10 protein-coding genes and 1 pseudogene are annotated in these 16,036 nt (G+C 49.5%); 8 read left to right on the forward strand and 3 right to left on the reverse strand.

The genetic code is table 11. The features are described 5' to 3' along the window. Positions 1-48: 48 nt before the first annotated feature. On the reverse strand, positions 49-1,206 hold the full coding sequence (locus DRJ53_RS06680; RefSeq protein WP_114234842.1) for a hypothetical protein: 1,158 nt from the start codon (positions 1,204-1,206) through the stop codon (positions 49-51). Positions 1,207-1,421: 215 nt separating this feature from the next. After that, positions 1,422-3,395, reverse strand: a complete 1,974-nt coding sequence (locus tag DRJ53_RS06685; protein ID WP_114234843.1) for a KUP/HAK/KT family potassium transporter — start codon at positions 3,393-3,395, stop codon at positions 1,422-1,424. Positions 3,396-3,592: 197 nt separating this feature from the next. Between DRJ53_RS06685 and DRJ53_RS06690 the strand changes: the two genes are divergently transcribed. The 6 genes from DRJ53_RS06690 to DRJ53_RS06720 all read left to right on the forward strand — a co-directional run bounded on the left by DRJ53_RS06690 (position 3,593) and on the right by DRJ53_RS06720 (position 10,810). After that, positions 3,593-5,113 (forward strand): hypothetical protein, encoded by a 1,521-nt coding sequence (locus tag DRJ53_RS06690; RefSeq protein WP_114234844.1) that lies wholly within the window; start codon positions 3,593-3,595, stop codon positions 5,111-5,113. 12 nt (positions 5,114-5,125) lie between these two features. After that, positions 5,126-6,121 (forward strand): hypothetical protein, encoded by a 996-nt coding sequence (locus tag DRJ53_RS06695; protein ID WP_114234845.1) that lies wholly within the window; start codon positions 5,126-5,128, stop codon positions 6,119-6,121. A 168-nt stretch (positions 6,122-6,289) separates the two neighbouring features. Next, positions 6,290-6,979 (forward strand): phosphoribosylformylglycinamidine synthase subunit PurQ, encoded by a 690-nt coding sequence (purQ, locus tag DRJ53_RS06700; protein WP_114234846.1) that lies wholly within the window; start codon positions 6,290-6,292, stop codon positions 6,977-6,979. A 173-nt stretch (positions 6,980-7,152) separates the two neighbouring features. After that, on the forward strand, positions 7,153-7,605 hold the full coding sequence (locus tag DRJ53_RS06705; RefSeq protein ID WP_114234847.1) for a protein-disulfide reductase DsbD domain-containing protein: 453 nt from the start codon (positions 7,153-7,155) through the stop codon (positions 7,603-7,605). A 147-nt stretch (positions 7,606-7,752) separates the two neighbouring features. After that, positions 7,753-9,702, forward strand: coding sequence for a protein-disulfide reductase DsbD family protein (locus tag DRJ53_RS06710; protein WP_114234848.1), 1,950 nt, complete (start codon positions 7,753-7,755; stop codon positions 9,700-9,702). A 439-nt stretch (positions 9,703-10,141) separates the two neighbouring features. Next, entirely contained in the window at positions 10,142-10,810 is a 669-nt protein-coding gene (locus DRJ53_RS06720; RefSeq protein WP_114234850.1) for a GldM family protein, read from the forward strand. Between the two features lie 406 nt (positions 10,811-11,216). Here the strand turns inward: DRJ53_RS06720 and DRJ53_RS06725 are convergent, their stop codons facing one another. Beyond that, the gene (locus DRJ53_RS06725; RefSeq protein WP_114234851.1) at positions 11,217-11,798 is read right to left on the reverse strand and encodes an RNA polymerase sigma factor; all 582 of its coding nucleotides are present in this window, start codon (positions 11,796-11,798) and stop codon (positions 11,217-11,219) included. Positions 11,799-12,047: 249 nt separating this feature from the next. On the opposite strand from DRJ53_RS06725, the gene uvrA reads away from it, so the two are divergent. Together uvrA and DRJ53_RS21860 are read left to right on the forward strand one after the other, a co-directional pair. Further along, complete coding sequence (gene uvrA / locus DRJ53_RS06730; protein ID WP_114234852.1) at positions 12,048-14,927, forward strand: excinuclease ABC subunit UvrA; 2,880 nt, start codon at positions 12,048-12,050, stop codon at positions 14,925-14,927. Between the two features lie 445 nt (positions 14,928-15,372). Then, a pseudogene (locus DRJ53_RS21860) lies at positions 15,373-15,756 on the forward strand (lamin tail domain-containing protein); the annotation flags it as partial. Positions 15,757-16,036: the final 280 nt, after the last annotated feature.

Consider the following 16,036-nt stretch of genomic DNA (forward strand, 5'->3'; position numbering starts at 1 on the left):
AAGCCCGGAGGATCCTTCGGGCTTTTGCGTTTTATGAATAAAAATGCATTAAAAACTCCGCTGGTAATGCTGGCGCAGGCGTTGGGCCAGGTCGCTTTCAATCTGCTGCATCAGGTCCTCTACAATCTCGTCTTCGCGGGGCACACGAATGTCTTCGGGTTTGTTGTTTTTGATCAACTCTTTATCGGTATTGCTCAGGGCTCTTTCGTCGCCGGTGTAGGTTACAAACTTCGCCTCGCGGCGGTGCTCACCCCTAAATTCATCATTCCACAAGATGCGTCCGCCGGCATCGCGGGTCGTTAAAAACAATGAAGCTTCCGACACCAACATGCGCCGGGTAGTGGCGATCCTGGCTTTTACGGTAGCGTATTCTTTTACCACCGAATCTTTTTTATACACAGTTTCTTTCACCACCACTTCTTTTTGAACGGTGCGGGTTTCGGATTGGTCGTATGGGCGGCCAATAACCAGGCGGCTCATGCGCATTTCCAAAATTTCGTCGGGCACAATGTCGCGGCTGCGGCCTTCCCATTCAGTAATAAAACGCACAAACTCGCTGCCCGAATGTATGTTCAGCTTGCGCACCAGCCGGTCCTGGAAATTGCGCATCTGGTATGATGAGTTGCTGTAATAATAATTGGAACCCTGCAGGTCGATGGGCACCACTAATATTTTTAAGGTAGCCATATCGAGGGCATATTGCACCTGCTTCTTAATATCCACATCATTGGGTTTCAGGCGCTGTGCTGCCTGGTATTCGCGGTACGCCTCGCGGTAGCCGGTAATGGTTTCGTCGTCCATCCATTTTTCGGCACGCTCCAGCCGCACATCGGCGGCTTTGTTGCGGTAGGTTTCCACAAAGCTGGCGTAATCGGTAGCGGCCACTGCACGGGCTGCGGCCGGCACCTGCTGCACCGAATGGTACAGTTGCTGCAGGTTGGCGTACTGGCGGTAGGCCTGCTCGTAGCGGTTTTCCGAAGCACTGTTCAGCACGGTGCGGATCTCGCCTTCCTGCCGGGCCACCGCTTCGCGGTAGGCATCTTTTAAAATAGATTTGGCTGTGGCGTCGTTGGGTTCTTTTTGCAGCTTGCGGATGGAGCGTTCGATGGCCTCGGCATAGTTGCCGCGGTCGTACATTTTTTGCGCCGACTTGCAGGCCGCAAAAGCAAACAGGAACAAAACAGCAGTTATGTAGATTTTGGTCATGGTAGAACGGTTTTATATATAGGAGTAGTTGGAACGGATAAAGTTACAGGAGAGAGCATTAATTAAGAAAGCGTTAGGAGATTTGGGATTTACGATTTTGGATTTACGATTGACGATTTACGATTTCGGATTTTTGGCCTGCGGCCTATATTCATTTTTGCCGGCCTCAATTGGCTGTTTCAATCGTCAATCGTCAATCGTAAATCCCAAATCTCCTAGTCTACTTGCACCCGCTTCAACTGTATATTCGTTACCGGCGAAACAATGAGCGGGAATTTTTCGATGATCACGTTGCTTACATCGAGGCCAAAGCCACGTTCTTCCGAAAGGCTGCGTTCCTTGAGCCAGAAATACATTTTCATTACCAGGCGTTCGAGGAACGGCAGGTCGTTGTCCTGGCTCAGGTATTTTTCCATCACAATAAAAGTAAAATCGCCCACCGTGTTGCTGCGTTCAAGGCTTTCGTAGCGGCTGGTGATGTTTACTTCTTTGTTTTTTACCAGGTCTTCCACCACCTTGCGGAACATGAGGTTGATGCGCGGCTGCACCCGGAAGCCCAAGCGAAACTCCACGCGAATGATGTCGTTTGGAATAATATGATCCACTTTATACTCCATCGTGTACGGCTCGTCCAGCGTGTCCACGTGTACAAACCAGTATATATCCGACCGTTTCGGTTTTTTATTCAGTATGGAGTAAATGATCTTGTGCTCAATTTCCTTGGGGTTATCGGCCGAGGTAAGGTAAACCAGGTGCGTGGCATATTTGGGCACCGACCGGTCGTTGCTCAACTCCTGTATTTTAGGAATATAGCTTTCCAGCCGCACAAACTCCACGTAGCGGTTTTTGATCTTGCGGGCTTTAAACCAGGAGTACATCACCAAGAACATCACGCCGCCAATAAGCAGGGTAATGTAACCGCCATGCGCAAATTTTTCCATCAATGCCGTTAGGAACAGTATTTCGATGGCCGTGTAAAAAACAAGAAACAGCCAAATGTAAATGGGCTTGATGCGCCGTGAAACCATGTAGTTGGAAAACAGCACGGTGGTCATGAGCATGGTTACCACAATGGCCAAACCATAAGCTGCCTCCATACGGCTGGAGGTGCGGAAATACAGCACCACTCCCACACAGCCCAAAAACATCAGGAAGTTGAGCGAAGGAATAAACAGTTGACCCCGCTCTTCGGAGGGATAATTGATGCGCAGCTTTGGCCAGAGGTTGAGGCGCATGGCTTCGGAAATCAGGGTAAACGAACCCGAGATCATGGCCTGGCTGGCAATGATGGCGGCCACGGTGGCAATCACCACACCGGGAATAATAAACCACTGGGGCATCAGGTCGTAAAAAGCATTGATGCCCAACTGCTCTTTTACTGCTGGCGAAACGGTAAGGTTGCGGTGGTAGTGTAGGAGTGAGGCGCCCTGCCCCAGGTAGTTGAGGATGAGGCAGCTTTTCACAAAAATCCAGGTAACCCTGATGTTGCTGCGGCCACAATGACCCAGGTCGCTGTACAGTGCCTCGGCACCGGTGGTACAAAGGAATACGGCACCCAGCAGCCACAGGGCGTTGGGGTAAGCGCTTACAAATTGAAAAGCATAGTGCGGGCTAAAGGCTTTTAAAATGCTCCAGTCATCGGAAAGGTGCGATATGCCCAGCACCGCCAGCATGGAAAACCAAACCGCCATGACCGGCCCAAAAAAGCGGCCGATGGATGCGGTGCCAAATTGCTGCAGGAAAAAAAACAGCGCCAGGATGACCAGTACGATGTAAACAATATAATGATCGATGGCTCGGAACTGCGGCAACTCCCGCAAGCCTTCGACGGCAGATGTAATGGAAATGGGCGGTGTAATAATACCATCGGCCAAAAGTGCGGCTCCGCCAATCATGGCCGGCATTACCAGCCACCGCCTGTGCCGGCGCACCAGGGCATACAGTGCAAAGGTGCCCCCTTCACCCCGGTTATCGGCTTTCAATACCAGCAATACATACTTAACGGTGGTTTGCAGCGTAATGGTCCAGATGATGCAGGACAGGCTGCCAATGATCAGTTCGTCGGTAATGGTACGGCCGTTGATGATGGCGTTGTAAACATAGAGGGGCGAGGTGCCGATATCGCCGTAAATAATTCCAAGTGCTACAATCAGTCCGGCGGTCGTTACGCGGTTTAAAGGAATTCTCACCTGTGGTTTTTTTCAATAGCTTAAAAACGGGGGCCACGAAGGGCTGAAATTAATGTTAAAACTAATAAAGAAAAACAAGCAGGGGCTTTGTTTCGTTTATACCCCGGCGGCAAGCCCCAAACAGGCGCATCCCATTTTAAATTTTAGCGTCTTAGTAAGTAGGCAATAGGCTAATTTTAAAACGCAAAAGACTATTTATGAACGTAAAGCAGGTGGTTCTTTTTTCCTTTTTTCTCCTTTCCCTATCGGCCGGGTTTGCGCAGCGGATCGTGTATTCGCAGCCCGACCGCGACGAAACCCGCCGCATGAACTTCGAGGTGATCGGTAAGGTGGGTCCTAATTTTTTAGTGTATAAAAATTTTTCCGGCAAAAATTATATTGGCGTTTACAACAACGACATGGTGCAAACCGAACGGGTGCTGCACGACTATATCCCGTACGACCGGCTGATCAATGTTGACTTTTTTCCCTATGCCAACCATGCATGGATGGTGTACCAGTACCAGCGCCGCAACGTGGTGTACTGCGAGGCCGTGCAGGTAGACGGCATGGGTAAAAAGGCAAGCGATGTGGTTCACCTCGATACCACGCATATTGGTTTTGGTGGCGGTAACCGCATTTACTCGGCCATTTCCTCCGACGATCGCAACAACATCATGTTGTTTAAAATAAACAGCCGCAACAAAGAGCTGTACCAGATCACCACGCTCCTGTTCAACAAAGACCTGGCCTTGCAGAAGCGCAGCCAGTTTCCGCTGGCTATGAAGGACCGTGATGATTTCCTGGATAAATTCAACGTGGACAACGAAGGCGACCTGGTGTTTACCCGCTTTACCCGCAACAACAACGACAACCTGGTGCAAACCCAACTGATGTGGAAGCCCGCCGCTGCCGATACGATTACCATCATCCCGGTGCCGCATGAAGGCATGTTCCTCGACGAGCCGCATATAAAAGTGGACAATGCCAACAAGCGTTATTTCCTTACTTCATTTTATTACAAACAGCGTCGCGGCAACATCGAGGGCTTTTACTTTTTCAATTGGGATAAAACAACGGGCAACCCGGTAATGCAAAACGCCGTGGCCCTGAGCGACGAACTGCGCAACGAAGCCCGCGGCGAAGCGTCGGTAAAAACAGCCTTCAACGATTATTTTATCCGCAACATTATTGTAAAACGCGATGGCGGGTTCCTGATCGGTGCCGAGTCGTATTATACCACTTCACGGTTCAACAACTGGAACCGCTGGAACTACCTCTATGGCATGCCCATGAGTACGTTTGATTATTACTCGTACTCGCCGCTGTACAATAGCTGGTACTACCGCAACCAGGGCTGGGGCCGCAACCAGGCGGTGCGTCACCATGCCGATAATATTACCATCATGTCGTTCGACAATGGCGGCAAACCCGAATGGAACGCAGTGATCCACAAGGGCCAGTTCGACGATGAATCGGACGACCGCATTTCATATGCCATGATGCTCACTGGCAGCCAGGCCCATTTCCTCTTCAACCAGGAGGAAAAGCGTTCCCTGCTGCTCAACGATTTTACCCTCAATGCCGATGGCGACATCAGCCGCAACCCCACATTAAAGAACCTGGACAAGGGTTACGAATTTATGCCCAAGTTCGGCAAACAGGTGGCGGCCCGCACCATGGTTATTCCCTGCTATTACCGCAACTACATTTGCTTTGCTAAAGTGGAGTTTAATTAATAGCATTGCCGCGTGATAGCGCTGTTTAAACAAAAATCGCCGGCCAACCTGGTGATGTTGCTGATATTTGGCCTGCTGATAAAAATGCCGTACCTGCTGCAACCTGCTTCCTTGCCCGGCACCCTGCCGGGCGGGCTCTTATTCCAGGGTTTGCTGCAGGTGCTGGCCGGGGGCAACCCGCATTCCCTTACCGCCGCACTTGTTGCATTTGCCCTGCTGTATAGCCAGGCACTGATGATCAATTACGGCGTAAACGAGCACCGGCTCACGCAAAAGTTTACCTTTTTGTCGGGCATGGCTTACCTGCTCACCACCTCGCTGGTGCCGGAGTGGAACTTGCTTTCGCCGCCGCTGGTAGCGTCCACGCTCATCATCTGGGCCATCTTAAAACTATTTCGCACTTACAACCAGCAGGAGGTGCTGGGCACCTTGTTCAACACCGGTCTTATCGTTGGTGTGGCTTCAATGGTGTTTTTTCCATCGGCTGCTTTTTTGTTGTGCCTGCTCCTGGGTATATTAATTTTGCGGCCGTTCCGGGTAAATGAGCTGCTGCTTTTTTTGATGGGCGCCCTTACGCCTTATTATTTCTACGCCGTTTACCTGTTCCTCAACGACAGCCTGCAGTTGCAAACACTGTTTCCGCACATTCATATTGAACTGCCGCAGGTAGGTCAATCCATCAGGCTGGCGGTGGCCGCTGGTTTTCTCACCATTCCATTTATGGTGGGCTCCTGGCATATACAGGCACAGCTGCGCAAAATGCTGATTCAGGTGCGTAAGTATTGGACCATCGTGTTGTTTTACCTGTTGCTGGCGCTGTTGGTGCCTTTTATTAATAGCAATGCATCGCTGCACAACTGGGTGCTGGCACTGCCCGCCTTTGCAGCCTTTCATGCCTGCGCTTACCTGTATCCAACCAAAAAATGGGTGGCGCCACTGATGTTTTGGGGCACCGTGGCTTTTGTGGTGGCGCAGCAATATGGACTGTTGCATTTTAAAGGTCTGTAGCTTTGAGTTGGTAATTTGTAGTTGGGCTTCAAATAATGAAGTGTTATTGTATTATTAGTAAGTCAACTCAATTGCTGAAAACTTTTGACAATGCATTAATCAACTAACTACCCACTACCAACCATAAACTACCAACTACCCTTTATCTTCGCACTTCAATTTTTCGATATGAAATTTGGCGTTGTTGTTTTTCCCGGTTCCAACTGCGACCGCGATATATATGAAGCTTTAAAAAATGACCTGGGTCAGGAAGCCGAAATGCTGTGGCACAAAAATGCCGGCCTCGAAGGTTTTACCACCGACGACTGCATTGTGCTGCCCGGCGGTTTCTCGTACGGCGATTACCTGCGCACCGGCGCCATTGCCCGCTTTAGCCCCATCATGCAAAGCGTGATCGAGTTTGCCCAAAAGGGCGGCAAAGTGCTGGGTGTGTGCAACGGTTTTCAGATCCTGTGCGAATCGCACCTGCTGCCCGGCGCCCTGCTGCGCAACGAACGCCAGCAGTTTGTTTGTAAAAACGTTTTTGTAAAAGATGCCGCAGGCGAAGTATATAAAATTCCCGTGGCCCACGGCGAAGGCCGCTACCATGCCGACGAAGAAACCCTGAACAAGTTGGAAGCAGCTGGCCAGGTGGTGCTGCGCTATTGCGATGAGCAGGGAGCTGAAACTGCCGAAGCCAACCCCAATGGTTCGGTGCGCAACATTGCGGGCATCCGCAACGAAGCTGGCAACGTTATTGGCATGATGCCGCACCCCGAACGTGCCTGCTCCACGGCACTGGGCAATACTGATGGCCGCAAGATTTTTGAATTGCTGTACCCGGTGATTAGGGAGCAGCTGTTGGCGGTTAGCCAATAACTAGGAGCTGCAAGCCACAAGCGGCAAGCTACAAGTGAATGCATACAACCTTTTGCACACATTACTTGTAGCTTGTAGCTGATACCTTGAAGCTGCTCTCAAAAGCTTGTACCTCCTTTAACACCGGGGCTTTGGCTTAAAGCGGAAATTTGTAGCCCTTCAATGCACAAACCATGAAACGTTTATTTCTTTTCCTGATGCTGTTGGTTGGTATGGGCGCTGCGGCGCAAACCACATCGCCGGTATCCTGGTCGTTCAGCAGCAAAAAAATCTCCGAAGGCGTTTACGAAGTATATTTAAACGCAAGCATCCAACCCGGCTGGCACCTGTATGCACAAAGCCAGCCCACCGATGCCATTGCGCAGCCCACCACTTTTGCATTTACCAAAAACCCCCTGCTGCAATATGATGGCAAAGTGCGGGAAATCGGTAAGCTGGAAAAGTTCAGGGATGAAAAACTGGATGTTTCGGCCAACCAATACAGCAACAAAGTGCAGTTTGTGCAAAAAGTAAAAGTGGTAGGCAAAGCCAAAACCGCGGTTACCGGCAAACTGGAGTTTCAAACCTGCGACGACGAAAAATGCCTGCCGCCCAAAACGGTGGCCTTTTCCATTGCGCTGAAATGATCGTGAAACGTGAAACGTCAATCGTGAAAGAACGCTTTGCAATACGTTTTCCTATCTACACTTTGCAGACTGGCGCTTCACCAACATAAATATCTTTCTTTGCGGCGGGTTCTTTTAGAACCCGCTTCTTTATTCAATCATTTGTACATGCCCGCTTTTTTACGCTACAGCCTCAGTATCCTTTTTGCGCTGATTTCCTTTTGCTCATTTAGCCAGGACGAAGCACCGGCCGCACCTTTCCAATGGCAGGTGTCCAGTAAAAAACTGGCCGAAGGCCGCTACGAGCTCAGGTTTGCCACGCCGGGCAACAGCGCTTGGCAGTTGTACGCACCGCAAATGCTGAACGAAGTAGCCACCGCCGAACTGCAGTTCCAGGATTCGGCCATCCAGGCTACCGGCAATTTTAAAGACAGCGGCAATGCCGAAACAGTAGCAAGTACCTTGTTTGAAGGGACGCAGGTGCGGCTGCACGGCGGCGCAGTCACCTGGACCACCGAAATTTCGATCAACGGCGATGTGCCGGCATCGTTACAAGGCACGCTGCTTTATACCTATGGCAAGGGCGAAGAATTTTACCCCGGCACAGCGCATGAATTTACCGTAGCGCTGGAGGGCGGCAAGGTTGCCGGTACCCGCATTTTAATTCCATCGCTGGACCCGAAAGGCGCACTGTCGCCCTGCGGCGATGAAGACACTGCCGACCAGGGGCTGGCCTCGATATTCTTTTTAGGATTTTTGGGCGGCCTTATTGCGCTGGTTACACCCTGCGTATTTCCGCTCATTCCACTAACGGTTTCATTTTTTACAAAACGTTCGGGTTCGCGTAAAAAAGGCATCACCAATGCGCTGCTGTATGGCATGAGCATTTTCCTGATCTACGTACTCCTGAGCCTGCCGTTTTACGTGGTGGAAGGCGCCAATCCCGAAGTGCTCAACAACATCTCCACCAACGTCTGGCTCAACCTCCTGTTCTTCGTCATTTTCATTGTATTTGCCCTGTCGTTCTTCGGGCTGTTTGAAATAACGCTGCCCGGCGGCCTTGCTTCTAAAATCGATTCCAAATCCGGCGTGTCGGACTTTTGGGGCATTTTCTTTATGGCCCTGACGCTGGCCATTGTTTCGTTCTCTTGCACCGGGCCCATTTTGGGATCGTTGCTGGCGGGTGCCCTTACCAACAGTGGCGGTGCCGTGCAACTCACCTTTGGCATGGGCGGTTTTGGCCTGGGCCTCGGGCTGCCTTTTGCCCTTTTTGCCTTGTTCCCCAACTGGCTCCAATCGCTGCCCAAGTCCGGCGGGTGGCTTACTTCGGTAAAAGTGGTGCTGGGCTTTTTGGAGCTGGCCCTTGCGGTTAAGTTTTTCTCCAATGCCGACCTCGTGAAACAGTGGCATATTTTACCGCGTGAAGTGTTTATCGGCATCTGGATCGTGATTGGCTTTGCGCTGGTGCTGTACCTACTGGGGGTGATTCGTTTTGGCGGGCCAAAACCCAAGCTCACACCGGCCCGCATGGGTGTGGCGGTGTTGTTTATGGCATTTACCATTTACCTGGTGCCCGGTGTAACCAATTCAAAACTGGCCCGGCTTGAATTGATCAGCGGGTTCCCTCCGCCATTGTGCTATAGTGTTTATGATAACCCGATCAACTGTGAGCAGGGTATCGAACCGCTGAAGGATTACGAAGAAGCATTAAAGGTGGCCAAAGCGCAGAACAAACCCATTTTGATCGACTTTACCGGCTGGGCCTGTGTCAACTGCCGCCGCATGGAAGAAAAAGTATGGCCCGACCCCGAAGTGGCCCGCATGATGAAAGAAGATTTTGTGGTGGTATCGCTGTATGTGGATGAACGCCGCAAGTTGCCGCTGACCGAGCAGATGGTGTACACAACCAAGTTGGGCACAGAGAAATCTATTGTTACTGTGGGTGATAAATGGGCCACGTTCCAGTCGGAAAACTTTGGTGCCGTATCGCAACCGCAGTACGCCATCGTGAGCCCATCGGAGCAGGCGCTGACCAAAACAAAGGCCTATACACCCGATGCAAAAGAGTTCCGCGAGTGGCTTCAGTGCGGCCTGAATGCAATGAAAAGCGCAAAATAAAGTAGCTGGTTTTTGCGGCCAGGTAATGTTTTCCGTTAGGCTATTGCAATAAGTATTGAAGCCCCACCTGTTGGATTACATAAGGCAGGTGGGGCTTTTTGTTTTAATGCTTAATAAGGTTGAATTAAAGCCGTCGAGCAATTTTCGGTTGGGCAAACATGTGACCGAATGCGGTTGGAAAACATTTTCCACAAAGTTTGCCTACCACAATGCTAACAAACAGGTATTTCAAACTTGTGAATGTCATGCCGCACTTGTTTCGGCAGCTGCTCCACATTCGAAAAACTCAGGCGATAAAAGGAGATGCCAAAACAAGTTCGGCATGACCCCTCCTGCGGAAAAGGACTTTACCTTGATAGCGATTTAATGTAATATATTTTTTATATTCAATGCATCAATTTGCTTTTCAGCATTCCCTTTCCAATCAAACTTAACCATTATGAACCAGCAACTACAACAGCTTTGGAGCAAAAAGCCATTCCTTCTTTTATTATCATTTTGCGCATTAAGCGCTTACACAGTCCAAGCGCAAGTGGCGGTGGCGCCCAGCAAGATGAACGTGTTATACATTGGTATTGACAACCCGGTTTCAATAGCCGCAGCAAACGCTACCGATGAACAAACCACCGTAGCCATTGAAGGTGGCGAGGGTACCATTGAAAAAAGCAGCGCAGGCTTGTACAATGTGCGGGTGGCTAAGCCTTCGGATCAATGCGTGATCAAGGTTTTTGTTGATGGTAAACAGGTAGGCACTTCCAACTTCCGGGTACGATCGCTACCCACGCCAATGCCCACTATTGGCGGGTATCCGGCAGGCGAGGCTATTTCATTTGCAGCATTGCAAGCCCAACCCGGCGTCGGCGCTTACATCAAAGATTTTCCGTTTGAGGTACAATATAAAATCACCGGTTTTACCCTGAAGGTGGAAGATGAAGCGGGCAATGTGAAAACTGCCGATTGCCCAACTGCCTTGTTTACGCCGGAAGCAAAGCAGTTGCTGGCCCAGCATGCCAAGCCCGGAACATCCATCACGCTTGAAAAGATCAGGGCAATGGGACCCAGTGAAAAAGAAAGCATGCTGCCGGTATTGGTGTATCGCGTTAAATAGTTCTGACGCAAAGCCATTGATCGCTTGTATCATTTATCAATTGCGATAAACCACGAATGAGCAAGTTAGGTCAAGCCAGTATTGAAAATGATATAAAACGAAAAGGCCCGCAACACCAGTTGCGGGCCTTTTCAATTAGTCGTCATTCTCCGTCAGCCTTCTGCGGCAAGCATTACTAAGCATGCAGTTGGAGCCGGAGAATGACATTTATTTGCAACAACCGGCGGATAAAAATTCCAGCTGTTTGTGTTGTTTTGAAAGCGCTAAATTATCAAATAGCTGCACAAAAAAACACCCCGATGCTATTCTTTAACATTCGCTAACATTCCCCCGTTTTTTGTACGCCTATAACAACAACAAATTGCCGCAATGGTTCAAAGCGGCTATGCATTTATTGCTGAAAACATTAAAGGGCAATTTGTTTTTGCACCATCATCTTGCGTAGGTTAATGAGGCCATAGCGCATACGGCCCAGTGCCGTGTTGATGCTGCAATTGGTGATTTGTGCAATTTCCTTAAAGCTCATATCGGCATAGTGGCGCAAAATGATCACTTCGCGTTGGTCTTCGGGCAGCTTGTCCAGCATTTCCCGAACCCGGCTATGGCTTTGCCGTTTGATCATTTTATCCTCGGCACTTTCTTCGGTAAAATTCAATACCTCGAAAATGTCCTGGTCTTCGCTGTTCTTAATGGTGGGGGTGCGTTTTACCTTGCGGAAATGATCCACGCACAGGTTGTGGGCAATGCGCATAGCCCAGGGTAAAAACTTACCCTCTTCGGTGTAGCGGCCGCCCCGCATGGTATCGATGATGCGGATAAACACATCCTGAAAAATATCTTCGGCAAGGAACTTGTCTTTTACCAAAAATAAAATAGATGAATACAATTTATCCTTGTGACGCAATACAAGGGTTTCCAATGCGTTTACATTACCAGCAATGAATGCATTGATCAGGTCATGGTCGGTCAGACGCGATAATGGTGTCATAGTACTCCTACAGGGTTTAGGTGTTCAAGGGAATGGATGCTGAAACTGAGTGAAAAAAAAGTAGAAGTAATGACGATAGGCGGGACAGTTTGTTGTGACTAGTGATTAGGATTTATGCGTTAAAAGTATAATCTTTTTCTATTCCACGCCTCGTTTTTTCGGCCATCGCTGCTTTTCTTTGGCTAAAGAACTGTTAATGGTTCATGGCACCCTCAACCCGGGGTGCTAATTTTGCTCGGCAAATAAATCATGAAAAAAAAGACCGCTACCGCCACTGCGCCGGCACCCGCTCCGGCCGGTGACGATATATTTATAAAAGGGGCCCGTGTACACAACCTCAAAAACATCGATGTACTTTTTCCGCGCAACAAACTCATTGTTGTTACCGGTGTTTCGGGCTCGGGCAAATCCTCGCTAACCATTGATACGCTGTATGCCGAAGGGCAGCGCCGCTATGCCGAAAGCCTGAGCGCTTATGTACGCCAGTTTTTGAACCGCATGGACAAGCCCGATGTGGACTACATCAAAGGACTGGCACCGGCCATTGCCATTGAGCAAAAAGTAATTACCCGCACACCACGCAGCACCGTTGGCTCCATGACGGAGATCTACGATTACCTGCGCCTGCTGTATGCCCGGGTGGGCAAAACCATTTCGCCCATTTCGGGGCGTGAGGTGAAAAAGGATGATGTTACCGAAGTGGTGGCCGCCATCCGGAGCCTGCGCGAAGGCAGTAAAGTATTTGTGCTGGCGGCGTTTAAGCAGCACCAGAACCGCGACGTTCGGGAGGAGCTGAACATCCTGATGCAAAAAGGCTTCTCGCGGATCTATGTTTCGGCGGTATCGCGTGGGCAGGCAGAAAACCCTGTGGACAGCAGCAGCACCCACCACATTGAAGACCTGCTGGCCGGCAGCCCGGAAGATTTCGCCGAAGTGTTTCGCTACCCCGAGAATGTATTTGTGCTGGTTGACCGGTTGGTGGCAAAAGAGTTTGACGAAGATGACGAACACCGCCTGGCCGATTCAGTAGGCACTGCTTTTTACGAAGGCGAAGGCGATGTGTATGTGGAAGTAGACTCACCGGGCCGTGGCGATAGAGACATCAAGCTGCTGCACTTCAACAACCGCTTTGAGTTGGACGGCATCGTGTTTGAAGAACCTGTGCCTAACCTTTTTTCCTTCAATAATCCATTTGGCGCCTGCCCTGTGTGCGAAGGTTTTTCAATGGTGCTGGGCATTGACGAAGAACTGGTGATCCCGGATAAAAGACTGAGTGTATACGAAGGTGCCGTGGCGCCGTGGAAAGGAGAGAAGCTGGGGCTGTGGCGCGAACGTTTTGTAAAAGCTGCACGCCATTTCGATTTCCCGGTGCACAAACCCATTGCCGATCTTACCAAGGAGCAGTACCGCATTTTGTGGGAAGGCAACCTGCATGTAGAAGGCATCAATGACTTTTTTAAAGAAGTAGAGGCTAATTTATATAAAGTGCAATACCGCGTGTTGCTAAGCCGCTACCGTGGCCGCACCAGGTGCCCCGAGTGTGAAGGCTACCGGCTGCGCAAGGAAGCATTGTATGTAAAAATTGCCGGTGCACATATTGGCGAACTCAGCGAAATGCCTGTACGCGACCTGAAGGTTTGGTTTGAAAAAGCAGTGTCGCATTTTACCGAGTTTGAAGCCACGGTGGGCAAACGCATTAATCTGGAGATAAAAGGCCGCATTGATACTTTGCTGAATGTAGGTCTTGGATATTTAACACTGAACCGGTTAGCCAATACATTGAGTGGTGGCGAAAGCCAGCGCATACAACTGACGCGCAGCCTCGGTTCTAACCTTACCAACTCTTTGTATATACTTGATGAACCTTCCATTGGCTTGCACCCACGCGATACAGCTAATTTGATCCGTGTATTAAAAGAACTGCGCGACCTGGGCAACACTGTTGTAGTGGTGGAACACGATGAAATGATGATGCGTGAAGCCGACCATATTATTGATATGGGCCCGCTAGCATCGCACCTGGGTGGTGAAGTAATTGCTGCAGGCAATTATAATTCAATTGTAAAAAATAAGGAAAGCCTTACCGGTAAATACCTGAGTGGAGCTTTGACCATTGATGCGCCGAATAAGCTGCGCAAGTGGAAACAAAGCATTGTGGTGGAAGGTGCACGCCAACACAATTTGAAAGACATCACGGTTGCGTTTCCGCTGAATGTTTTGTGCGTGGTAAGCGGTGTGAGTGGTAGTGGCAAAAGCACATTGGTGCGACAAATTTTGTATCCGGGATTGAAAAAACTGCAAGGTGAGCCGGCTGATAAAGTTGGTTTCCACCAAGCCATTAGCGGCGATGTGGAAGCCATTACCGCAGTGGAAATGGTGGACCAGAATCCGATCGGTAAATCATCGCGGTCCAACCCCGTTACTTATGTGAAGGCGTGGGATTGCATCCGCGATTTGTTTGCCGTGCAGCCCCTGAGTAAGATGCGTGGTTTTCAGCCCAAACATTTTTCGTTCAACGTAGATGGCGGTCGTTGTGATGCCTGTAAAGGTGAAGGCGAAAAAATCGTGGAGATGCAGTTCCTTGCCGATGTGCACCTGACCTGTGAAGTGTGCGGTGGTAAAAAGTTCAAGGAGGAAGTACTGGAAGTAACCTATCGCGGCAAGAACGTTTTTGAAGTGCTGGAGCTGAGTGTAGATGAAGCCATTGAATTTTTCGGCGATGAAAAATCGGTGCTCACTGCCATCAAGCCCCTGAGCGAAGTAGGCTTGGGTTATGTAAAACTGGGCCAGTCGTCCGATACACTTTCGGGTGGCGAGGCGCAGCGGGTAAAACTGGCTTCGTTCCTGGGCAAAGGAAAAGCTGCAGGTAAAATTTTATTCATCTTCGATGAGCCCACAACCGGGCTGCATTTTCACGACATTAAAAAGTTGCTGGCATCGTTCAATGCATTGATCGAACAGGGACACTCGGTGCTGGTGATTGAACACAACACCGATGTAATGCGCTCCGCCGACTGGATCATTGACTTAGGTCCAGAGGCTGGTGATGGCGGCGGCACATTAGTGTATGCCGGTAAACCTGAAGGACTGAAGGCTGTTGCTGAAAGCCGTACGGCTGCGTTTTTGTAAATCGTGAATCAATAATATTTTCTTCAACCCCGCAAACAGCTGTTTGCGGGGTTTTTCGTTTATACGTACCTAAATGTTAGCCAGTTGTTTACAATTACTGCTCCCGCTCTTGAAACATTCCATCATTCCGGCAACCGCTTGCCTTTGTCATCCTGAGCGCAGCGAAGGATCTGAGCATTATAAATCAGGGCCCTGTTGTAAAAACGTCTGATTTCTTTCGAATTTTCCATTAATAACAACTCAGATCCTTCGCTGCGCTCAGGATGACAGGCGCAAAATCCGACCTGGTAGCCACAACCGCTTATCGGTAACATACAACCGATAAAAAATTTTCCTTGTCCATCTGATACATATTGCAAAAAAGAAAAATACTTGTTACCTTACTTTTACCGCTACCAAAACCTGCCCCTGCGGCAGTATCATACAACCAATCAAACTAACTGCAATGAACAAACGAATACCCTTACTCGTTCTGCTCTGTCTTTCCGTGATCTTTTCATTTGCCCAATCGCCCGACCATGTAGTCATCAGCCAGGTATATGGTGGTGGGGGTAATGACAATGCTCCATTTAAGAACGATTTTGTGGAGTTGTACAACCCAACTGGCAGCAACGTGTCGTTGGTTGGCTGGTCGTTGCAGTACGCAAGTGCAACCGGTTCAAATTGGGGTAACAAAGTACTATTGACCGGCTCCATTGGTCCGGGTCAATATTTTTTAATCAAATTAAAAAGTGAGAACCCGATTGGGGCCGATTTGCCAACACCCGATCAGGCAGCCGAAGAAATTGGAATGAGTGCAACTGCTGGAAAAGTGGCCCTCCTAAACCACAACCAAAACTTAACGGGTATATGTCCCACCGCTGGTGTTATCGATTTAGTTGGATATGGAGGAGCTAATTGCCAGGAAGGATCTAACGCGGCAGCTATTACCTCTCAAAATGCCTTGTTGCGATTAAATCATGGATGCAAAGACGATAATAATAATGCAACCGACTTTTATGTGGCGGCTCCGAATCCTAGGAATAGTGCCGCTCCTACACATTCTTGTTCAGGCGGCAATATCGTTGTATCCAATATCGAAAGCCTGCCCGTTTGTATCAACAATATTA

It is taken from the genome of Paracnuella aquatica (genome assembly GCF_003332885.2).
Taxonomy (GTDB): Bacteria; Bacteroidota; Bacteroidia; order Chitinophagales; family Chitinophagaceae; genus Flavisolibacter; species Flavisolibacter aquaticus.